We start from the raw sequence: 21,721 nt of genomic DNA, 5'->3' as shown, positions 1-21,721 counted from the left end.
CCGGGTGGTCGCTCTTCGGCGTTCTCAGGGGAGGGGCCGCGGTTGCCTTGCGGCCTTCGTGACGGGGGGTAAGGTGATCTTCGTCGTGTCTCCGGAGCTCCTGGTTCCGGCCAAGGGGGCCTTGACGAACCGCACGCAGCGCGCAATTCTCAGGACGCGTCGTCACAACGGTCCGAATCCGAGGCATGGATCGACGACGAAGAGGGCAGTATCAACGTGCGTTGAGGGCAGGCATGGCGCAGGCGTTGAGAACAGATGGGTCTCCGAAATGTGGGACTGGACATCAGTGTGCCGAGTGGCTACACTGACCCTTTGCGCTGCCTGTTAGCTGTCCCCTGCCCGTCACCAGGGGTCTGCCCTCACCCGAGCACCGGCGACCGGATTCCCCCTGACCTGGGGATTCGAGTCCCACGCCTGGGGGAGGGGCCGGTACGCGCGTAGTGAGTCCGAGCCCTCGGAAGGACCCCCTCTTGGCCGCCTCGCGCAACGCCTCGACCGCGAATACGAACAACGCTGCCAGCACCGCCCCGCTGCGCATCTCCTTTGCAAAGATCAAGGAGCCCCTCGAGGTTCCGAACCTTCTCGCGCTCCAGACCGAGAGCTTCGACTGGCTGCTCGGCAATGACGCGTGGAAGGCTCGCGTCGAGGAGGCCCTCGAGAACGGTCAGGACGTCCCCACCAAGTCCGGTCTGGAGGAGATCTTCGAGGAGATCTCCCCGATCGAGGACTTCAGCGGGTCGATGTCCCTGACCTTCCGCGACCACCGCTTCGAGCCGCCGAAGAACTCGATCGACGAGTGCAAGGAGCGCGACTTCACGTACGCCGCGCCGCTCTTCGTCACGGCCGAGTTCACCAACAACGAGACCGGCGAGATCAAGTCCCAGACGGTCTTCATGGGCGACTTCCCGCTCATGACCAACAAGGGCACCTTCGTCATCAACGGCACCGAGCGTGTCGTGGTGTCGCAGCTGGTCCGTTCGCCGGGTGTGTACTTCGACTCCAGCATCGACAAGACGTCCGACAAGGACATCTTCTCCGCCAAGATCATCCCGTCCCGGGGTGCCTGGCTGGAGATGGAGATCGACAAGCGCGACATGGTCGGTGTCCGCATCGACCGCAAGCGCAAGCAGTCCGTGACCGTCCTCCTGAAGGCGCTCGGCTGGACGACCGAGCAGATCCTCGAGGAGTTCGGCGAGTACGAGTCCATGCGCGCCACCCTGGAGAAGGACCACACCCAGGGCCAGGACGACGCGCTGCTCGACATCTACCGCAAGCTGCGCCCGGGCGAGCCCCCCACGCGTGAGGCCGCGCAGACGCTGCTCGAGAACCTCTACTTCAACCCGAAGCGCTACGACCTCGCCAAGGTCGGCCGCTACAAGGTCAACAAGAAGCTGGGTGCGGACGCTCCGCTCGACGCGGGCATCCTGACCGTCGAGGACGTCATCGCGACGATCAAGTACCTGGTGAAGCTGCACGCCGGCGAGACCGAGACGGTCGGCGACAGCGGCGAGACGGTCGTCGTCGAGACGGACGACATCGACCACTTCGGCAACCGTCGTCTGCGCAGCGTCGGCGAGCTCATCCAGAACCAGGTCCGTACGGGTCTGGCGCGTATGGAGCGTGTCGTCCGCGAGCGCATGACGACCCAGGACGTCGAGGCGATCACGCCGCAGACCCTGATCAACATCCGGCCGGTCGTCGCCTCCATCAAGGAGTTCTTCGGCACCAGCCAGCTGTCCCAGTTCATGGACCAGAACAACCCGCTGTCCGGGCTGACGCACAAGCGTCGTCTGTCCGCGCTCGGCCCGGGTGGTCTGTCCCGTGAGCGGGCCGGCTTCGAGGTCCGTGACGTGCACCCGTCGCACTACGGCCGTATGTGCCCGATCGAGACGCCCGAAGGCCCGAACATCGGTCTGATCGGCTCGCTCGCGTCCTACGGCCGGGTCAACGCGTTCGGTTTCGTCGAGACCCCGTACCGCAAGGTCGTCGACGGCCAGGTCACCGACGAGGTGGACTACCTGACCGCCGACGAGGAGGACCGCTTCGTCATCGCGCAGGCCAACGCCACGCTCAACGAGGAGCTGCGGTTCTCCGAGGCTCGCGTGCTGGTCCGCCGCCGTGGCGGTGAGGTCGACTACGTCAGCCCCGAGGACGTCGACTACATGGACGTCTCGCCGCGCCAGATGGTGTCGGTCGCGACCGCCATGATCCCGTTCCTCGAGCACGACGACGCCAACCGTGCCCTCATGGGCGCGAACATGATGCGCCAGGCCGTTCCGCTCATCAAGGCGGAGGCCCCGCTCGTCGGCACCGGCATGGAGTACCGCTCCGCCGTCGACGCCGGCGACGTCGTCAAGGCCGAGAAGGCCGGTGTGGTCCAGGAGGTCTCCGCGGACTACATCACCACCGCCAACGACGACGGCACGTACATCACGTACCGCCTGGCCAAGTTCGCCCGCTCCAACCAGGGCACCTCGGTCAACCAGAAGGTCATCGTCCACGAGGGCGACCGGATCATCGAGGGCCAGGTCCTCGCCGACGGTCCGGCCACCGAGAACGGTGAGATGGCCCTCGGCAAGAACCTGCTCGTGGCGTTCATGCCGTGGGAGGGTCACAACTACGAGGACGCGATCATCCTGTCGCAGCGCCTCGTGCAGGACGACGTCCTCTCCTCGATCCACATCGAGGAGCACGAGGTCGACGCCCGTGACACCAAGCTCGGCCCCGAGGAGATCACCCGGGACATCCCGAACGTCTCCGAGGAGGTCCTCGCCGACCTCGACGAGCGCGGCATCATCCGCATCGGTGCCGAGGTCATCGCCGGTGACATCCTCGTCGGCAAGGTCACGCCCAAGGGTGAGACCGAGCTGACGCCCGAGGAGCGCCTGCTGCGCGCAATCTTCGGTGAGAAGGCCCGTGAGGTCCGTGACACCTCGCTGAAGGTGCCGCACGGCGAGACCGGCAAGGTCATCGGCGTGCGCGTCTTCGACCGCGAGGAGGGCGACGAGCTGCCGCCGGGCGTGAACCAGCTGGTCCGCGTCTACGTCGCGCAGAAGCGCAAGATCACCGACGGTGACAAGCTCGCCGGCCGCCACGGCAACAAGGGTGTCATCTCCAAGATCCTGCCCATCGAGGACATGCCGTTCCTCGAGGACGGGACCCCGGTCGACATCATCCTCAACCCGCTCGGTGTGCCGTCCCGAATGAACCCGGGACAGGTCCTGGAGATCCACCTCGGCTGGCTCGCCAGCCGCGGCTGGGACGTCTCCGGCCTCGCCGACGAGTGGGCGCAGCGCCTCCAGGCGATCGGCGCCGACTCCGTCGCCCCCGGCACCAACGTCGCGACCCCGGTCTTCGACGGTGCCCGCGAGGACGAGCTGGCGGGTCTGCTGCAGCACACCATCCCGAACCGCGACGGCGAGCGCATGGTGCTCCCGTCCGGTAAGGCACGGCTGTTCGACGGCCGTAGCGGTGAGCCGTTCCCGGACCCGATCTCGGTCGGCTACATGTACATCCTGAAGCTGCACCACCTGGTCGACGACAAGCTGCACGCCCGTTCGACCGGTCCGTACTCGATGATCACCCAGCAGCCGCTGGGTGGTAAGGCCCAGTTCGGTGGCCAGCGGTTCGGCGAGATGGAGGTGTGGGCACTCGAGGCGTACGGCGCCGCCTACGCGCTCCAGGAGCTGCTGACCATCAAGTCCGACGACGTCACCGGCCGTGTGAAGGTCTACGAGGCCATCGTCAAGGGCGAGAACATCCCCGAACCCGGCATCCCCGAGTCCTTCAAGGTGCTCATCAAGGAGATGCAGTCTCTCTGCCTGAACGTGGAGGTGCTGTCCAGCGACGGTATGTCCATCGAGATGCGCGACACCGACGAGGACGTCTTCCGCGCTGCGGAGGAGCTCGGCATCGACCTGTCCCGGCGCGAGCCGAGCAGCGTCGAAGAGGTCTGACGGGAGTACGGCCGGGGCTCACAAAGCCCCGGCCGGCCCCAGGACCCCCGTATCAGACCCCAAGACTCACGACCCTGAGAGGGATTGACGCATAGTGCTCGACGTCAACTTCTTCGACGAGCTCCGGATCGGCCTGGCCACCGCTGACGACATCCGCCAGTGGAGCCACGGCGAGGTCAAGAAGCCCGAGACCATCAACTACCGCACCCTCAAGCCCGAGAAGGACGGACTCTTCTGCGAGAAGATCTTCGGTCCGACCCGGGACTGGGAGTGCTACTGCGGCAAGTACAAGCGCGTCCGCTTCAAGGGCATCATCTGTGAGCGCTGTGGCGTCGAGGTCACGCGCGCCAAGGTGCGCCGCGAGCGGATGGGCCACATCGAGCTGGCCGCCCCCGTCACGCACATCTGGTACTTCAAGGGCGTTCCGTCGCGGCTGGGCTACCTGCTCGACCTCGCCCCGAAGGACCTGGAGAAGGTCATCTACTTCGCGGCGTACATGATCACGTACGTCGACGAGGAGCGCCGTACCCGCGACCTGCCCTCGCTGGAGGCCCACGTCTCCGTCGAGCGCCAGCAGATCGAGCAGCGCCGTGACGCCGACCTGGAGGCCCGCGCCAAGAAGCTCGAGTCCGACCTGGCCGAGCTGGAGGCCGAGGGCGCCAAGGCCGATGTGCGCCGCAAGGTGCGCGAGGGTGCCGAGCGCGAGATGAAGCAGCTGCGCGACCGCGCGCAGCGCGAGATCGACCGCCTCGACGAGGTGTGGAACCGGTTCAAGAACCTCAAGGTCCAGGACCTCGAGGGCGACGAGCTGCTCTACCGCGAGCTGCGTGACCGCTTCGGCACGTACTTCGACGGCTCGATGGGTGCCGCGGCGCTGCAGAAGCGCCTGGAGTCCTTCGACCTCGACGAGGAGGCCGAGAAGCTCCGCGAGATCATCCGTACCGGCAAGGGCCAGAAGAAGACCCGTGCGCTCAAGCGCCTGAAGGTCGTCTCCGCGTTCCTGCAGACCAGCAACAGCCCCAAGGGCATGGTGCTCGACTGCGTGCCGGTCATCCCGCCGGACCTGCGTCCGATGGTGCAGCTGGACGGTGGCCGCTTCGCGACCTCCGACCTGAACGACCTGTACCGCCGTGTCATCAACCGGAACAACCGACTGAAGCGCCTTCTCGACCTCGGTGCGCCCGAGATCATCGTGAACAACGAGAAGCGCATGCTCCAGGAGGCCGTCGACGCGCTGTTCGACAACGGCCGTCGTGGCCGCCCGGTCACCGGACCCGGCAACCGCCCGCTGAAGTCCCTCAGCGACATGCTGAAGGGTAAGCAGGGCCGCTTCCGTCAGAACCTGCTCGGCAAGCGTGTGGACTACTCCGCGCGTTCCGTGATCGTCGTCGGTCCGCAGCTGAAGCTGCACCAGTGCGGTCTGCCGAAGGCGATGGCGCTGGAGCTGTTCAAGCCGTTCGTGATGAAGCGCCTGGTCGACCTGAACCACGCGCAGAACATCAAGAGCGCCAAGCGCATGGTCGAGCGCGGCCGCACCGTGGTGTACGACGTCCTCGAAGAGGTCATCGCCGAGCACCCGGTGCTGCTGAACCGTGCGCCCACCCTGCACCGCCTCGGCATCCAGGCCTTCGAGCCGCAGCTGGTCGAGGGCAAGGCCATCCAGATCCACCCGCTCGTCTGCACCGCGTTCAACGCGGACTTCGACGGTGACCAGATGGCCGTGCACCTGCCGCTGTCCGCGGAGGCGCAGGCCGAGGCCCGCATCCTGATGCTGTCCTCGAACAACATCCTCAAGCCCGCCGACGGCCGTCCGGTGACGATGCCGACCCAGGACATGGTGCTGGGTCTGTACTTCCTCACCACGGACGCCGAGGGCCGCGACATCAAGGGCGAGGGCCGTTCCTTCGCGTCCGTCGCCGAGGCGATCATGGCCTTCGACGCCGGCGAGCTGTCGCTGCAGGCGCCGGTCGACATCCGCTTCCCGGTGGGCACCATCCCGCCGCGGGGCTGGGAGCCGCCGGTCCGCGAGGAGGGCGAGCCGGAGTGGCAGCAGGGTGACAGCTTCACGCTGCGCACCACGCTGGGCCGCGCGCTCTTCAACGAGCTGCTGCCCGAGGACTACCCGTTCGTCGACTACGAGGTCGGCAAGAAGCAGCTCTCCCAGATCGTCAACGACCTGGCCGAGCGCTACCCGAAGGTCATCGTGGCGGCGACGCTCGACAACCTGAAGGCGTCCGGCTTCTACTGGGCCACCCGTTCCGGTGTCACCGTGGCCATCTCCGACGTCGTCGTTCCCGAGGCGAAGAAGGAGATCGTCCGCGGCTACGAGGCGCAGGACGAGAAGGTCCAGAAGCAGTACGAGCGCGGTCTGATCACCAAGGACGAGCGCACCCAGGAGCTCATCGCGATCTGGACCAAGGCGACCAACGAGGTCGCCGAGGCGATGAACGACAACTTCCCGAAGATCAACCCGATCTTCATGATGGTGAACTCGGGCGCCCGAGGAAACATGATGCAGATGCGCCAGATCGCCGGTATGCGCGGTCTGGTGTCGAACGCCAAGAACGAGACCATCCCGCGGCCCATCAAGGCCAGCTTCCGTGAGGGTCTCTCCGTGCTGGAGTACTTCATCTCCACGCACGGTGCCCGTAAGGGTCTGGCGGACACCGCTCTGCGTACCGCCGACTCGGGTTACCTCACCCGTCGTCTGGTGGACGTCTCCCAGGACGTCATCATCCGCGAGGAGGACTGCGGCACCGAGCGCGGTCTGCGGCTGCACATCGCCACCCGTGGCGAGGACGGTTCGCTCCTCAAGGAGGAGAACGTCGAGACGTCCGTGTACGCGCGCTGCCTCGCCGAGGACATCGTCGTGGACGGCAAGGTGCTGGCACCGGCCGGCACCGACCTGGGCGACGTGCTCATCGACGAGCTCATCCGCAACGGTGTCTCCGAGGTCAAGACCCGCTCGGTCCTGACCTGTGAGTCCGCGGTCGGCACGTGCGCCATGTGCTACGGCCGTTCGCTGGCCACCGGCAAGCTGGTCGACATCGGTGAGGCGGTCGGCATCATCGCCGCCCAGTCCATCGGTGAGCCCGGTACCCAGCTGACGATGCGTACCTTCCACACCGGTGGTGTGGCCGGTGACGACATCACCCAGGGTCTGCCGCGTGTCGTCGAGCTCTTCGAGGCCCGTACCCCGAAGGGTGTCGCCCCGATCTCCGAGGCCTCCGGCCGCGTGCGGATCGAGGAGACCGAGAAGACCAAGAAGATCGTCGTCACCCCGGACGACGGCAGCGACGAGATGGCTTACCCCATCTCCAAGCGTGCCCGTCTGATGGTCAGCGAGGGCGAGCACGTCGAGGTGGGCCAGAAGCTCACCGTGGGTGCCACCAACCCGCACGACGTGCTGCGCATCCTGGGTCAGCGTGCCGTCCAGGTCCACCTGGTCGGCGAGGTCCAGAAGGTGTACAACTCGCAGGGTGTGTCGATCCACGACAAGCACATCGAGATCATCATCCGGCAGATGCTGCGCCGCGTGACGATCATCGAGTCCGGCGACGCCGAGCTGCTGCCCGGTGAGCTGGTCGAGCGCTCGAAGTTCGAGACCGAGAACCGTCGTGTGGTCCAGGAGGGCGGTCACCCGGCCTCCGGTCGTCCGCAGCTCATGGGTATCACCAAGGCCTCGCTGGCGACCGAGTCGTGGCTGTCGGCGGCGTCCTTCCAGGAGACGACCAGGGTCCTCACGGACGCGGCGATCAACGCCAAGTCCGACTCCCTGATCGGCCTCAAGGAGAACGTCATCATCGGTAAGCTCATCCCGGCCGGTACGGGTCTGTCCCGCTACCGCAACATCCGGGTCGAGCCGACCGAGGAGGCCAAGGCCGCGATGTACTCGGCCGTCGGCTACGACGACATCGACTACTCGCCGTTCGGCACGGGCTCCGGCCAGGCCGTTCCGCTGGAGGACTACGACTACGGTCCGTACAACCAGTAAGCGAGTCGCTTGAGTCGCTCGAGTGGCTTGAGACGAAGGGCGGTCACCCTCAGGGTGGCCGCCCTTCGGCGTGTCCGGGTTTTCTCCGGGTGGGACCCCGATGCCGGAAATGCCGCCTCGGCGGATGATGGAGGGACTTCGCGTTCCGGGAGGTGCCCGTGTCGCAGTCGTCGTATCCCTCGTGGCAGCACAGTGCCCCGTCGATGCTCGCCTCGCACGCCGACCGGGAGCGTGCCGTGGACGTGCTCAGAGCTGGTTACGGGGAGGGGCGGATGGAGCAGACGGAGTTCGAGCAGCGGGTCGCGCGGGCCTGTTCGGCTCGTACGGTGGGGGAGTTGGCGCTGCTGGTCGCCGACCTGCCGCAGGGCCCCGCACCGCATCCCTCGGCCCTCATGGCGGTGCCCCGGACCTTCATGCCGGTCCACCGGCCGAAGACGAACGGGAAGGCGCTCGGCGCCGCCGTCTGCGGGCTGCTCTGCCTGCCCACCATGGGCCTGACCGGCATACCGGCGGTCGTGCTGGGGCACGCGGCGCGATCCGAGATACGGCGCTCCGACGAGGGCGGCGACGGGCTCGCGCTGATCGGGCTGGTGCTCGGCTGGGTGTCCGTCGTCGGCTGGGCGCTGCTGGTGGGCCTGGTCGCACTGGTGACGGCCCTGTCGGGCCCGGGCTGAGCCCGGGCGGGCGGACCGGTCAGCGGTGCGGCTGGAGGTAGGCCTGCAGGTGGTGCAGCCGGGTGTGGTAGTCGGGGTGTGAGGCCAGCAGCTTGCTGACCGGGCTCTCGGCCAGCGGGACACCGCCGTTGGCGGCGGCGAGAGCGGCGGCCTGCTGCTGCTCCTCTTGGTGCAGCTTGTCCAGTACGGCGACCAGCATCGGGGCGAAGCCGAGCGCGGCGGCGTGCTGGTCGGCCCGCAGCTCGGCACGCCGGCCGACCGCCGCGAGCGCGTACGGCATGCCGAGGATCAGCAGCGGCAGTCCGTACAGGGTGCTGATGGTGGCCAGGGCGATACCGCCGACGAACAGGCCGAAGAACAGCACGCCGAAGCAGGAGAACACACGGGAGACCCGGAACAGCAGGCCCGTGGCCACGCGGAGCACCCGCCAGGCGATCCGGCCGGGCAGCGCGTACCAGTAGCCGAGCAGCCCCGACCAGGCGTGCCCGCCGACGTGGTGGCCCAGCTCGTGCGCCATGACGGCGGCCAGCTCGCCGTTGGGCAGCTCGTTCATGGCGAAGCGGGTGACGCCGACGATGTGGCCGGCGGCGGCGACCGCGTTGAGGCTGTCGCTGTCCTCCACCCACAGCTCGTAGTTCCGGCCCTCGACGCCGGCCCGGGCGGTGACCTCGCGCCAGACGGGTTCAAGTCTGGCTCGTTCTTGTGGAGTGGGGTAGCGCAAGCGGAGCAAATGGCGCGCGAGGGCGCTTTCGGTCGGCCGGTGGAAGACGAGTGCGCCGCTCGCGAGCCAGGCGAGCACGAGCAGGAAGCCTAGGTCGCCGAAGACGAGGGAGAGGAGGCCGACGACGAGGAGGCTGCACAGGAAGTTCGGCAGGTAGAGGAGCAGGTTGCCGACGGCGGTGGCGTCGGTGCGGCGCTGCTGGGCGGAGATGTGGATCCGGCTGCGGTCGGTGCTGATGTGGTGGGGGTGCGCGGGGTCGTCGGCGGAGAGGGTGGCCGCGGGAGCGGTTCCGGAGGGCGCGGGGGGTGCCGGGGGCGGGGTGATGCCGGGGGCGGGGTAGGCGGGGGCAGGCCCCGATGGGGTCGCGGTCGGGTATTGGGGAGGCGGAGGGCCGTATGCGGGGTGGGGCTGGGACTGGGTGGGGTGTTGCGGCTGGGGCTGCGCGTACGGCGGCTGCGGCTGTGGGTACGGCGGCTGGGGGTGGGGGTACTGCGGTGGGACCTGGGCTTGGGGCTGTGAGGGCTGTGGCTGCGGGTACTGCGGGGGCATGTGGGGCGGCTGCGCCTGGGTTGGCTGCTGCGGGTACTCCGGTGGGGACGGTGGAGGCTGCTGGGTCATCGTGGTTCCTTCACTTGGCCTTCGTTCGACTGGGGTGGCGGCGGACTCGGGGTCAGCCGATCAGCAGGGATGCGGGCAGCAGGAGCGTGCCGGTGCAGAAGGCGATCAGCCCGGCACGGATCCACTGGTGCTTGCGCCAGGCGATCCGGCTGGTCTCGGTGAGCGCCGCGACCAGGCCGGCCGTGGGGTCGGCCGCGGTGTCGGCGAGCGCGTCGTCCAGCCGGCCCGTCTGGACGGCCCGCCGGATGTCGCCGAAGTACGACAGGGGCTGCCCCGGCGCCCAGGACCCGGCCCGGTACCGGGGCAGCACGGCCAGGAGCAGCGCGACCAGGGAGAACGCGAGGGACGCGGTCCCGGCCCACCACAGCGCGGTGCCGGGCGCCGCGAGCGCGTTCGGGGTCCAGTCCCGCCCGGCGAGCAGGCCGCTGAACACGCCCGCGGTCATGCCGAGCGCGGCGACCAGGACCGCCGCCTTGCTGTCGGCCCGGGCGATCTCGGTACGGAGGTCGGCCAGCAGCCGCTCGCACACCTGGGTGCGGGCCGGACCGGTCGCGGGTGGGGTGGGCGTGCCGGTGGTCGGTGAGGGCACCGGGTCGACCGTGGTCATGAACCGGGGGTCTCCTTCGGGGTGCCGTCTTGGGGGGTGCCGTGCTGTGTGGTGCCGTCCTGCGGAGCGTCCGGTGCGGAGGCGACGGGCGGCGTCGCCGGGTCCGGCTGCGGAGGCGCGGTCGGGGTGGTGCCGTAGCCGGGCGGGGGCTGCCAGGCGGCAGTCGGCACGGGAGCTGCGGGAGGGGTGCTCGGCGTGGCCGGGATACCCGGCATCGGCCCGCCCGCGTAGGGCGGGTACGGGGCGGCGGGAGGGGCGTACGGGGCGGTCGGCTGTGCGTGCGGCACGACCGGCGGCTGTGCGTACGGCATGGGCGGCGGGGCGTAGGGCGTCGGCGTCGGTGTGGGGGGTGCCGGCTGCTGCGCGTACGGCGTCGGCGGACCGAATACCGCGCCGACCTGCGGTGGCGCGTCACCGGGAACGCTGGGAACGCTCGGAACCCCTGGAACACCTGGAGCCGACGTCTCGGGTGTGGCCTGCCCCGGCGCGGTGTCGCTCGCCCCGTCGGCCTGCCCCGCGTCCGGATGGGTGGGCGCCGCCGGAGGCAGCAGAGGGGGGTTCTGCGGTACGCCGGGGAGGCGTTGGTTGAGGATGTCGCTGACCGTGCGCAGGGCGAGCTGCTTGGGGCCCTCCAGTTCGAACTTCTCGGCGCCCTCGCCGCTCAGCAGTTCCTTCACCAGGTCCATCTGGGCCTGGATCATGCGGAGCTGGTCCTCGCGCATGCTGCTCATGACCAGCCCGGAGTCCTCGGGGTGCTGGGCGAGGTGCAGCGCCCACGCCTGGACGCCGCCCTGCTGGAGGTGCCACTGGTAGAAAGCGATCTTCTGGGCCTCGATCTGCTGGAGTTCCACCATGTGCTGCCCCTGGAGCAGCGCCTGCTCGTGCTGCCAGCGCTGCTGCTGGAGGATGAGTTCCTGCTGCTGACGGCCGTAGTCCATGGCCCGGCCGAGCTGGAGGGCGTCCTGCTGGCGGTGGCGGTGGTCCATCTCGACGTCGACCCGCATGCCCTGCTGCGCCGTGTGGATCTGCTCGGTCGCGGAGTGGTCGATGGCCTGGAGCCGCTGCTGGTGCTCGATGTTCGCCTGGTCGCGCCGCAGCCGCAGGGTCCAGGTGACCTGGAGTCCGGCGGGGGCGCCGAGTGGGCCGACGAGGTGGACCGCCTTCAGCAGTTCCGCCTCGGCCGCCGCGCTGTCGGCGATGCTGAAGCGGCGGGTGACGGGCCGGGCCGTCTGCTGCAGTTCGCCGAGCAGCAGCCCGGGTACGTCCCGGATCCCGCTGGCCACGAACCGGGCCGGGTCGAGCACCTGCCAGGAGACGTCCACCTCGGCGGTGAACTCGAACGCGTCGTTGTCGCTGGGCAGCGTCAGGGTGTCGGTGAAGGGATGCACGCCCATGTCCACCTCGTACACGGCGGTGTACCGGTGGGCCATGATCTCGCTGCGGGACGGCCGCTGGGGCGGCGGATAGGCCTCGTAGCCGCCCTTCGGGGTCGAGAAGACCAGCGCGTGGTCGATGCGGACCACATGCTTCAGCGACAGCTCGAAGCGCGACAGCTGCCGCACGGTGAGCACCGGGTCGATCAGCCGGGTGTGCCGGTCCGCCGGCTGCTGCCACTCCGGCTGGCGGTGGAAGGTGGGCATGGTGCGTGTCTCCTCGGGGACGTGCCGGGTCCGTCAGCGGACCGGGAGGGTGGTCTGCAGGCGGGCGGCGACCGGCGGCGGGGGGTTGCCGTCCTCGCCGGGCATGGTGCGCAGCAGGTGGCTCAGCCGCTGGTACTCGGGCGTGGTCGTGACGAGCCGTGGCAGGAGCGCGGCGAGCGCCCACTCGGTGGCCGTGGAACGGGCGGCGATCAGCACCCACTCCCGCAGCAGGTCCAGGGCGGGCCGGGTGGCGTTCGGGTCGCCCAGCGCCCGGCGCCACAGGAGCGCGATGCCGTCGGCGGCGGCCTCGTCGTCGGTCGTGGCGCGGGCGTACCAGCCGAGGACGAGCGGCAGGCCGTACCGCTCGTCGCCCTCGGTGCGGCGGCAGGCGTTGATGAAGCCGCCCAGGGTCAGATCGTGCACGGCCCGGTCGTCGTCGAGGTGTTCCCGCAGTTCGGCGAGGACCTGGGCGGCGGCGGGCGACAGCAGCAGCAGTTCCACGGCCTCGGCCAGCTCCGCCGCCATCTCCCGGTCGAAGTCGTCGGGGTCGCCGAGGTCGGCGTACAGGCGGCGGGCGGCCTGCCGCAGCGCGGCGAGGGCCTGCTCCGGCCGTTCCGGTCCGATGAGCGCGTAGGCGCGGACGGCGACCCAGCGCAGCCGGCGGTCCCCGTCCTCGGACCAGCCGTCGAGGATGCGCGGGATGTTGGGCGTGTCGATGAGGTGGGCGAGGGTGAGCGAGTTGACCGCGACGAGCCGGTGCCGGAACCGGTTGGAGAGCGCCCACGGTTCGATGACCAGCGCCATCGCGGACGGCAGGTCGGTGCGGGCGAGGACGGCGACGGTGGACGCGGCCCGGGTGCGGACCAGGGGGCGGCCGTCGTCGGCGAGCCGGCGCAGCCATTCGATCAGCGCGGGCCGGGCGGACGGGTGGCCCGTCCACACCTCGCGCAGCAGCACCAGCGAGACCCGGTCGTCGGCGAACGCCGCCTTCGTCTGGGTGACCGGGCCCCACTCGGTGTGCTCGTCGCCCTCGTACCGCTCGGCGCGCGCCAGTTGCAGGCGCTTGCCCATGTGGGTGCCGAAGACGGGGACCTCGGGGACGCGGGCCGGGTTCTCGGTCTTCTGGAGGAAGCGGTAGAGCAGGTCGCTGAGTTCGGCGGTGAGCGCGTACGGGCCGCCGTCGAAGGCGGCGAGAGCGACGAGGAACGCCTTGTCCCGCAGGTGGACGGCGCTCTCGTCCTCCTCGAACCACTCCTGGACCTGGTTCTCCAGGGAGACGAGGGAGAAGTCGGCGACGGCCTGCTCGGTGACCTCCCCGGCGGCGTACCGGCCGAGCAGCCGGGCGAACGCGGCGATCTCGCGCAACTGGTGGCCGCGGCCCAGGAACTCCTTGACGTCCGGCAGGCCGAGCAGGCGCCCGGCCGTCTCCTCGTCCGTGACGGCACGCAGGTGCGCGCTCAGCACGTCCTCGGCGGCGGGCGCCCGCCACTCGACGGCGGGCACGTCCTCCAGTACGGCGGTGGGACCGACGGTGATCACCAGGTAGGCGTCCTGCTCGGCGAGCCGGTCCCGGGCGGCGAGCACGTGCGGCTCGCGCAGCGGGCTGCCGCGCCGGGTCCCCAGGTCGCACAGGACGTAGCCGCGGGCGCCGCCGGCACCGTCGGCGGGTGCGGTCAGGCGCTCGGAGAGCGCGCCGGGGGACGTGTCGCGGTCCAGGACGTGCACGGGGGACGCGCCGAGCCGGTGCAGCAGCATCAGCGCGGCCGTGCGGCGGCCGGTGAAGCGGGCGCCGGACAGCACCAGGACGCGTTCGCGGCGCAGCCGGTCCAGCAGGCCCTCGACGGTCTCCTCGGCGGCTACGAAGGACTCGGCGAGCCGGTCCAGCCTGGCACGGGGGATCTCTCCGGAGGCGGTGACGGAGGCGGCCGCGGAGAGCCCGGAGAACGTCCAGTGGTGGATCTCCGTCTTGCTGCCCATGATGACGTCGCCGGTGACCCGGCCGCCGCTGACGCCGTGCTGGTCGCCGGCCGCGTAGCCGCCGCCGAAGCTGGTGCGGGCGCCGACGTTCATGGTGCGGGGGCTGTGGTCGACCAGGTCGCGCCGCGCCGACCAGGCGTTCTGCGGCTGGTCCCGCTCCTCGGACTCCTCGGCGCCGCCCTCCTTGCGGGCCTCGTCCGGGGCCGGGTCGCCGCCCTGGTCCGGCACGGGCCCGCCGCCGGGCGCCGCCGGTGCCGGGCCCTGCGGCTCCTGCCCGGCGGTCACGGCCGCTCACCCCGCTGCGCCTTGTCGCCCATGACGACCTGTTTGCCGCCCATCACGACGTCGCCGGTGACCTGCCCGCCGGACACCGCGTGCTGGTCGCCCGCGGCGTAGCCCCCGCCGAAGCTGACCGAGCCGCCGCTGATGTGCAGCCCGGAGCCCGGCGCCGGGGCTCCCGATCCGCCCGACGCGGGGCCGCTCTGGTGCCGCCCGTCGGCAGCGGAGGCCGCAGGTGCACGCCGCCCGTCACCGCCGGCGGCCCCCGGCGCGCGCTCGCCCTCGCCGGCCGCGGCCCCATGCGCCTGCCCCCCGTCGCCGACGGCAGCCGAGCGGGCCCGCTCGCCGTCGGCACCCGAAGCCGAAGCCGAAGCCGAAACCGAAACCGGAGCCGAAGCCGCAGGCGCCTGCGTGCCGTCAGTCGTGGGAGGCGCCGGGCGGTCCCCCGATCCGCCCGGCGCGTCCCCCTTCCCCCTCTCACCGTGGTCCGTGTGGGCCGCTCCGAAGTCGCCGGCGGGGAGCGGACCGTGCAGCCAGGCCGTCAGCGGCCCGTTCTTGCTGGCCACCGTCACCGCGTGGAAGCCGTCGGCCGGGATGCCCGGGTGGTCGTGCCGTACGACACCGGCGTACAGGCCGTCCGAGACGCACAGCGCGAAGTCGTCGGCGCGCTCGCGCAGCGCGGCGCGCAGCACGTCGGCGTCGAGCAGACGGCAGGCGTGGTTGAGGTCGGAGCCGACCCAGCCGTCCCGGTCGTCGACGGCGACCCAGCCGGAGGCGACCACACCGCGCAGCCGGATCTGCGCGGAGCGGGACGCCATGCGGTTGACCGCCCGCAGCTGGGCCGGCACTTCGGTGAGCAGGGCCCGCAGCAGTGCCGTGACGGGGGCGTTCGCGTCGATGAGCTCCATCACCGAGTCCCCGCGGTCGGCCCGCAGCCGCCGGGTCTCGTCGATGCCGGCGCGTTCCAGCGTGCGGTCGGTGATGTCGTAGAGCATGCGCCGCAGGTACGCCTGTTCCACGTCGTCCCGGTCGCTGAACCTCTCGATGTCCAGCAGCAGGATCGTGCGGCTCACGGGGTCGCTCATGGTCGCCTCTCGAACGGGGGTGGCGGGCATGCAGCAGAGTGGTCGTCCGGGGCGTGTGGTGGTGAGGGCGGATGACCCATTCGGAGTGTGACCGTGTGCACAGAAGGGCCCGTGGGACCTGCGGGTCACTGCTCGCGCGGCCCCGGCGGCGAGGGGATCCCGGGCGCCGGGGCCGCCGCGCCGATGCGGCGCAGGACGTCCGGACGGCGGATCAGCAGGGTGCGGCGGCCGGTGATCACGGCCTCCTTGTCCCGGAGTTCCTTCAGCAGCCGCTGCACCATCTCGCGGGAGGCGCCCACCGAGCCGGCCAGCTCCTGCTTGCTGAGCGGTACGGCGAGTTCGACGCCGTCGGGGGTGCGCCGGCCGTGGGTGCGGGCGAGTTCGAGGAGCAGGACGGCGAGCCGTTCGCGGACGCTCATCGACGCGAACTCCAGCCGGCGCCGGTCGGCCGCCCGGGTGCGGTCCGCGGTGAGGCCGAGCAGGGCGAACGACGCGGCGGGGGAGCGGCCCAGGAAGTCGCGGAAGCGTTCACGTTCCACGGCCACCGCCCGCACCGGTTCCAGCGCGGTGACCGTGGCGGAGCGCGGCCGCCCGGTCAGCGCCGCCGACTCGCCGATGATGTCGCCGGGGCCGCGCAGCGCCAGCAGGGCCTCGTAGCCGTTGGCGGCCGACGCGGTGACCTTCGTCCAGCCGTCCACCAGGAAGAGCACGTGGGAGGACGGCTCGTGCTGGTGCAGCAAAATCGTGCGCCGGGTGAAGGAGAGGGTGCGGCCGAGGGCCAGCAGCGCGGAGCGGTCCTCGCTCTCCAGCCGTGCCAGGAACGGCACCCGGTCGTCCAGGCCGCCGTCGTCCGGAGCGTACGTCCGTATTGTCATGCGCATTCCCCCGTTTGTCGCCGCGGGCGGATCAACGTACTGAACGTGCAAGACCGCCGACGCGGAAAGAGCGGGTTTCGGCCATCGGCGCGACGGGAGGACGAAAGGCAGGTATGGAGGTGAGAAGTCCGGCGTGTCGGGGTGGGCTCCATTTGTTTTGACCGAAGTCCGTGAGGTAGGTACGCTCAGACCTTGTGCCTGGGGTGTGCCTTGGCTCTCCTGCGTGCCTTCAACCGCATAGGGAGCTGTGACCGGCCACCGTGATCCGCGCCTCTTTCTGCCTTGCGGCGGGAGTCCGCAGGATTCGACACACCCGACCGCGTGGGTCGGCGACGTTCCAGGTTAGCTGTACCCATCGGCACACAGAAACCGGAGAAGTAGTGCCTACGATCCAGCAGCTGGTCCGTAAGGGCCGGCAGGACAAGGTCGAGAAGAACAAGACGCCCGCACTCGAGGGTTCCCCTCAGCGTCGTGGCGTCTGCACGCGTGTGTTCACGACCACCCCGAAGAAGCCGAACTCGGCCCTGCGTAAGGTCGCGCGTGTGCGTCTGACCAGCGGCATCGAGGTCACGGCCTACATTCCGGGTGAGGGACACAACCTGCAGGAGCACTCCATCGTGCTCGTGCGCGGCGGCCGTGTGAAGGACCTGCCGGGTGTTCGCTACAAGATCATCCGCGGCTCCCTCGACACCCAGGGTGTCAAGAACCGCAAGCAGGCCCGCAGCCGTTACGGCGCCAAGAAGGAGAAGTAAGAATGCCTCGTAAGGGCCCCGCCCCGAAGCGTCCGGTCATCATCGACCCGGTCTACGGCTCTCCTCTGGTGACCTCCCTGATCAACAAGGTGCTGCTGAACGGCAAGCGCTCCACCGCCGAGCGCATCGTCTACGGCGCCATGGAGGGCCTGCGCGAGAAGACCGGCAACGACCCGGTCATCACGCTGAAGCGCGCTCTCGAGAACATCAAGCCGACCCTCGAGGTCAAGTCCCGCCGTGTCGGTGGCGCCACCTACCAGGTTCCGGTCGAGGTCAAGCCCGGCCGTGCCAACACCCTGGCGCTGCGCTGGCTGGTCGGTTACTCCCGCGCCCGTCGCGAGAAGACCATGACCGAGCGTCTGCTCAACGAGCTCCTCGACGCGTCCAACGGCCTCGGTGCCGCTGTGAAGAAGCGCGAGGACACGCACAAGATGGCCGAGTCCAACAAGGCCTTCGCGCACTACCGCTGGTAGTCGCAGACCCCATCGAGACCGAGAGAAGACTGAAGCCTTATGGCTACCACTTCGCTTGACCTGGCCAGGGTCCGCAACATCGGGATCATGGCCCACATCGACGCGGGCAAGACGACCACCACCGAGCGGATCCTGTTCTACACCGGCGTTTCGTACAAGATCGGTGAGGTCCACGACGGCGCTGCCACCATGGACTGGATGGAGCAGGAGCAGGAGCGTGGCATCACGATCACCTCTGCTGCCACCACCTGTCACTGGCCGCTGGAAGACGTCGACCACACCATCAACATCATCGACACGCCGGGCCACGTCGACTTCACCGTCGAGGTGGAGCGTTCGCTCCGCGTGCTCGACGGTGCCGTGACGGTGTTCGACGGCGTCGCCGGCGTTGAGCCGCAGTCCGAGACCGTGTGGCGTCAGGCGGACCGCTACGGCGTTCCGCGTATCTGCTTCGTCAACAAGCTCGACCGCACCGGTGCCGAGTTCCACCGCTGCGTCGACATGATCTCCGACCGCCTGGGCGCGCAGCCGCTGGTCATGCAGCTGCCGATCGGTGCGGAGGCGGACTTCAAGGGCGTCATCGACCTCGTGACGATGAAGGCCCTGGTCTGGTCGGCCGAGGCGACCAAGGGCGAGATGTACGACACCGTCGACATCCCGGACACCCACATCGAGGCTGCCGAGGAGTACCGCGGCAAGCTGCTCGAGGCCGTCGCCGAGAACGACGAGGAGCTCATGGAGCTGTACCTGGAGGGCACCGAGCCCTCCGTGGAGCAGCTCTACGCCGCGATCCGTCGTATCACCATCGCGTCCGGCAAGGGCGGCGGCACCACCGTCACCCCCGTGTTCTGCGGCACCGCGTTCAAGAACAAGGGCGTCCAGCCCCTGCTCGACGCCGTCGTGCGCTACCTGCCCTCCCCGCTCGACGTCGAGGCCATCGAGGGCCACGACGTCAAGGACGCGGAGCAGGTCATCGCCCGCAAGCCGTCGGACGACGAGCCGCTCGCCGCGCTGGCGTTCAAGATCATGAGCGACCCGCACCTCGGCAAGCTCACCTTCGTCCGCGTGTACTCCGGTCGCCTGGAGTCCGGCACCCAGGTGCTGAACTCCGTCAAGGGCAAGAAGGAGCGCATCGGCAAGATCTACCGCATGCACGCCAACAAGCGTGAGGAGATCGAGTCGGTGGGCGCCGGCGACATCGTCGCCGTCATGGGCCTGAAGCAGACCACCACCGGTGAGACGCTGTCGGACGACAAGGCCCCGGTGATCCTGGAGTCCATGGACTTCCCGGCGCCGGTCATCCAGGTCGCCATCGAGCCCAAGTCGAAGGGCGACCAGGAGAAGCTGGGCGTCGCGATCCAGCGCCTGGCCGAGGAGGACCCGTCCTTCCAGGTCCACTCGGACGAGGAGACCGGCCAGACCATCATCGGTGGTATGGGCGAGCTGCACCTCGAGGTGCTGGTCGACCGTATGCGCCGTGAGTTCAAGGTCGAGGCCAACGTCGGCAAGCCGCAGGTCGCGTACCGCGAGACCATCCGCAAGTCGGTCGAGAAGGTCGAGTTCACCCACAAGAAGCAGACGGGTGGTACCGGCCAGTTCGCGCGCGTCATCATCGCGATCGAGCCGATCGAGGGCGGCGACGCCTCGTACGAGTTCGTGAACAAGGTGACCGGTGGCCGTATCCCGAAGGAGTACATCCCTTCGGTCGACGCCGGTGCGCAGGAGGCCATGCAGTTCGGCATCCTCGCCGGTTACGAGATGACCGGTGTGCGCGTGACGCTGCTCGACGGTGCCTACCACGAGGTGGACTCCTCCGAGCTCGCGTTCAAGATCGCCGGTTCGCAGGCCTTCAAGGAGGCCGCGCGCAAGGCCAGCCCCGTGCTGCTCGAGCCGATGATGGCCGTCGAGGTCACCACGCCCGAGGACTACATGGGTGAGGTCATCGGCGACATCAACTCCCGCCGTGGTCAGATCCAGGCCATGGAGGAGCGGGCCGGTGCCCGCGTCGTGAAGGGCCTCGTGCCCCTGTCGGAGATGTTCGGCTACGTCGGAGACCTCCGCAGCAAGACGTCGGGTCGCGCAAGCTACTCGATGCAGTTCGACTCCTACGCCGAGGTTCCGCGGAACGTCGCCGAGGAGATCATCGCGAAGGCCAAGGGCGAGTAACGCACAGCGTTCCCACGCTTTAGGCTTGACTCCGGAGCCTCACGGGGCAAACAGCCGCAAACACGGATGTTCGCCCCGGGTTTCCGGGCTTTAACAGCAAAGATCACCTGGCGCCGATGAAGTAAGGCGTACAGAACCACTCCACAGGAGGACCCCAGTGGCGAAGGCGAAGTTCGAGCGGACTAAGCCGCACGTCAACATCGGCACCATCGGTCACATCGACCACGGTAAGACGACCCTCACGGCCGCCATTACCAAGGTGCTGCACGACGCGTACCCGGACCTGAACGAGGCCACCCCGTTCGACAACATCGACAAGGCTCCTGAGGAGCGTCAGCGCGGTATCACCATCTCCATCGCGCACGTCGAGTACCAGACCGAGGCGCGTCACTACGCCCACGTCGACTGCCCGGGTCACGCGGACTACATCAAGAACATGATCACGGGTGCGGCGCAGATGGACGGCGCCATCCTCGTGGTCGCCGCCACCGACGGCCCGATGCCGCAGACCAAGGAGCACGTGCTCCTGGCCCGCCAGGTCGGCGTTCCGTACATCGTCGTCGCCCTGAACAAGGCCGACATGGTGGACGACGAGGAGATCCTGGAGCTCGTCGAGCTCGAGGTCCGTGAGCTCCTCTCCGAGTACGAGTTCCCCGGCGACGACGTTCCGGTCGTCAAGGTCTCCGCTCTGAAGGCCCTCGAGGGCGAGCAGCAGTGGGTGGACTCCGTCCTCAACCTGATGAACGCCGTCGACGAGTCGATCCCGCAGCCGGAGCGCGACGTCGACAAGCCGTTCCTCATGCCGATCGAGGACGTCTTCACGATCACCGGTCGCGGTACGGTCGTCACCGGCCGTATCGAGCGTGGTGTCCTGAAGGTCAACGAGACCGTCGACATCATCGGCATCAAGACCGAGAAGACCACCACCACGGTCACCGGCATCGAGATGTTCCGCAAGCTGCTCGACGAGGGCCAGGCCGGTGAGAACGTCGGTCTGCTCCTCCGTGGCATCAAGCGCGAGGACGTCGAGCGCGGCCAGGTCATCATCAAGCCGGGCTCGGTCACCCCGCACACCGAGTTCGAGGCCCAGGCCTACATCCTGTCGAAGGACGAGGGTGGCCGCCACACCCCGTTCTTCAACAACTACCGCCCGCAGTTCTACTTCCGTACCACGGACGTGACCGGCGTTGTGCACCTCCCCGAGGGCACCGAGATGGTCATGCCGGGCGACAACACCGAGATGCGCGTCGAGCTGATCCAGCCCGTCGCCATGGAGGAGGGCCTGAAGTTCGCCATCCGTGAGGGTGGCCGGACCGTCGGCGCCGGCCAGGTCACCAAGATCGTCAAGTAAGTTCCGCTTGCTTGAGGGTCCTGTGACCCGGTAGCTCCAGCTGCGAGCTCCTGAAGGGGCCCGTACGACTTCGGTCGTACGGGCCCCTTTGTCATGGGCTACGAGGCGTTACGAGGTCTCCGGTGCGGGCTGGGGGCCAAGGGCCATCAGGGCCAGGACAGTCCCCCGGACGATGACGCCGCCGAGCAGGGCGGTGAGGAAGCCGTCCACATGGAGGCCGTAGTCCATCTGGGAGCCGATCCAGGAGACCAGCAGCCACAGCAGCGTGTCCTGGACGACGCCGAACGCGGCGAGGAGCAGCAGCGCGACCGGCGGGGCGCTGCGGATGGCGCTCGGATAGCTGTAGATCAGCTGGTTGACGATGAGGAAGACGGCGCCGGCCAGGATCGCTTCCCAGGGCGGACTGTCGAGTATCGAGGTGATGCCGGGGAGCAGGGCGGCGGCCGCGGCGACTCCCAGATAGGTGCCCAGAAGGCGTCTTCGCTTGTACATGGCCGGATCTTGAGGTCCCGGCGCCGCCGCTGACAAGGCCCGGGGATGAAACCTGATGAAA

14 protein-coding genes are annotated in these 21,721 nt (G+C 69.2%); 7 read left to right on the top strand and 7 right to left on the bottom strand.

From position 1 onward, the window contains the following. Positions 1 to 470: 470 nt before the first annotated feature. The 3 genes from rpoB (at position 471) to ACSU6L_RS15290 (ending at position 8,624) form a co-directional block, all read left to right on the top strand. Positions 471 to 3,956, top strand: coding sequence for a DNA-directed RNA polymerase subunit beta (gene rpoB, locus ACSU6L_RS15300; RefSeq protein WP_437057235.1), 3,486 nt, complete (start codon positions 471 to 473; stop codon positions 3,954 to 3,956). Positions 3,957 to 4,050: 94 nt separating this feature from the next. Continuing rightward, entirely contained in the window at positions 4,051 to 7,950 is a 3,900-nt protein-coding gene (locus ACSU6L_RS15295; protein WP_437057233.1) for a DNA-directed RNA polymerase subunit beta', read from the top strand. A gap of 203 nt (positions 7,951 to 8,153) precedes the next feature. Then, a complete protein-coding gene (locus ACSU6L_RS15290) occupies positions 8,154 to 8,624 on the top strand; it encodes a DUF1707 and DUF4190 domain-containing protein (protein WP_437064903.1) in 471 nt (156 codons plus the stop codon). A gap of 19 nt (positions 8,625 to 8,643) precedes the next feature. Here ACSU6L_RS15290 and ACSU6L_RS15285 read toward each other — a convergent pair whose 3' ends face one another. From ACSU6L_RS15285 to ACSU6L_RS15260, 6 genes are all read right to left on the bottom strand, one after another. Then, positions 8,644 to 9,963, bottom strand: coding sequence for a M48 family metalloprotease (locus tag ACSU6L_RS15285; protein WP_437057231.1), 1,320 nt, complete (start codon positions 9,961 to 9,963; stop codon positions 8,644 to 8,646). 52 nt (positions 9,964 to 10,015) lie between these two features. Next, positions 10,016 to 10,570, bottom strand: coding sequence for a Pycsar system effector family protein (locus ACSU6L_RS15280; protein WP_437057229.1), 555 nt, complete (start codon positions 10,568 to 10,570; stop codon positions 10,016 to 10,018). Next, a complete protein-coding gene (locus ACSU6L_RS15275; RefSeq protein ID WP_437057227.1) occupies positions 10,567 to 12,210 on the bottom strand; it encodes a hypothetical protein in 1,644 nt (547 codons plus the stop codon). The genes ACSU6L_RS15280 and ACSU6L_RS15275 overlap by 4 nt, the downstream gene beginning before the upstream one ends. Positions 12,211 to 12,243: 33 nt before the next feature. After that, the gene (locus ACSU6L_RS15270; RefSeq protein WP_437057225.1) at positions 12,244 to 14,472 is read right to left on the bottom strand and encodes a hypothetical protein; all 2,229 of its coding nucleotides are present in this window, start codon (positions 14,470 to 14,472) and stop codon (positions 12,244 to 12,246) included. Continuing rightward, positions 14,469 to 15,551 (bottom strand): hypothetical protein, encoded by a 1,083-nt coding sequence (locus ACSU6L_RS15265; protein ID WP_437057223.1) that lies wholly within the window; start codon positions 15,549 to 15,551, stop codon positions 14,469 to 14,471. Before ACSU6L_RS15265 ends, ACSU6L_RS15270 begins: the two co-directional genes overlap by 4 nt. A 125-nt stretch (positions 15,552 to 15,676) precedes the next feature. Beyond that, positions 15,677 to 16,426: a Crp/Fnr family transcriptional regulator gene (locus ACSU6L_RS15260; RefSeq protein ID WP_437057221.1), complete on the bottom strand. Its 750-nt coding sequence runs from the start codon at positions 16,424 to 16,426 to the stop codon at positions 15,677 to 15,679. Between the two features lie 380 nt (positions 16,427 to 16,806). On the opposite strand from ACSU6L_RS15260, the gene rpsL reads away from it, so the two are divergent. The 4 genes from rpsL (at position 16,807) to tuf (ending at position 21,168) form a co-directional block, all read left to right on the top strand. After that, positions 16,807 to 17,178: a 30S ribosomal protein S12 gene (rpsL, locus tag ACSU6L_RS15255; protein WP_003948652.1), complete on the top strand. Its 372-nt coding sequence runs from the start codon at positions 16,807 to 16,809 to the stop codon at positions 17,176 to 17,178. A gap of 2 nt (positions 17,179 to 17,180) precedes the next feature. Next, positions 17,181 to 17,651, top strand: a complete 471-nt coding sequence (gene rpsG, locus ACSU6L_RS15250; protein ID WP_003998848.1) for a 30S ribosomal protein S7 — start codon at positions 17,181 to 17,183, stop codon at positions 17,649 to 17,651. A 39-nt stretch (positions 17,652 to 17,690) separates the two neighbouring features. After that, the gene (gene fusA, locus ACSU6L_RS15245) at positions 17,691 to 19,817 is read left to right on the top strand and encodes an elongation factor G (RefSeq protein ID WP_437057219.1); all 2,127 of its coding nucleotides are present in this window, start codon (positions 17,691 to 17,693) and stop codon (positions 19,815 to 19,817) included. A 157-nt stretch (positions 19,818 to 19,974) separates the two neighbouring features. Further along, positions 19,975 to 21,168, top strand: a complete 1,194-nt coding sequence (tuf, locus tag ACSU6L_RS15240) for an elongation factor Tu (protein ID WP_437057217.1) — start codon at positions 19,975 to 19,977, stop codon at positions 21,166 to 21,168. Positions 21,169 to 21,276: 108 nt separating this feature from the next. On the opposite strand, the gene ACSU6L_RS15235 is transcribed toward tuf, so the two are convergent. Continuing rightward, a complete protein-coding gene (locus ACSU6L_RS15235) occupies positions 21,277 to 21,660 on the bottom strand; it encodes a phage holin family protein (protein ID WP_365506614.1) in 384 nt (127 codons plus the stop codon). Positions 21,661 to 21,721 lie beyond the last annotated feature (61 nt).

The organism is Streptomyces sp. enrichment culture, from assembly GCF_964272855.1.
Lineage (GTDB): Bacteria > Actinomycetota > Actinomycetes > Streptomycetales > Streptomycetaceae > Streptomyces.
Note: the sequence above shows the minus strand (reverse complement) of the source record. Positions and strands in the feature narration are given on the sequence as shown.

Coding starts and splice junctions, on each gene's coding strand:
- rpsG (WP_003998848.1), top strand. CDS start 17,181: ATGCCTCGTAAGGGCCCCGCCCCGAAGCGTCCGGTCATCATCGACCCG.
- ACSU6L_RS15285 (WP_437057231.1), bottom strand. CDS start 9,963: ATGACCCAGCAGCCTCCACCGTCCCCACCGGAGTACCCGCAGCAGCCA.
- ACSU6L_RS15265 (WP_437057223.1), bottom strand. CDS start 15,551: ATGAGCGACCCCGTGAGCCGCACGATCCTGCTGCTGGACATCGAGAGG.
- ACSU6L_RS15290 (WP_437064903.1), top strand. CDS start 8,154: ATGCTCGCCTCGCACGCCGACCGGGAGCGTGCCGTGGACGTGCTCAGA.
- ACSU6L_RS15280 (WP_437057229.1), bottom strand. CDS start 10,570: ATGACCACGGTCGACCCGGTGCCCTCACCGACCACCGGCACGCCCACC.
- ACSU6L_RS15260 (WP_437057221.1), bottom strand. CDS start 16,426: ATGACAATACGGACGTACGCTCCGGACGACGGCGGCCTGGACGACCGG.
- fusA (WP_437057219.1), top strand. CDS start 17,691: ATGGCTACCACTTCGCTTGACCTGGCCAGGGTCCGCAACATCGGGATC.
- ACSU6L_RS15235 (WP_365506614.1), bottom strand. CDS start 21,660: ATGTACAAGCGAAGACGCCTTCTGGGCACCTATCTGGGAGTCGCCGCG.
- ACSU6L_RS15275 (WP_437057227.1), bottom strand. CDS start 12,210: ATGCCCACCTTCCACCGCCAGCCGGAGTGGCAGCAGCCGGCGGACCGG.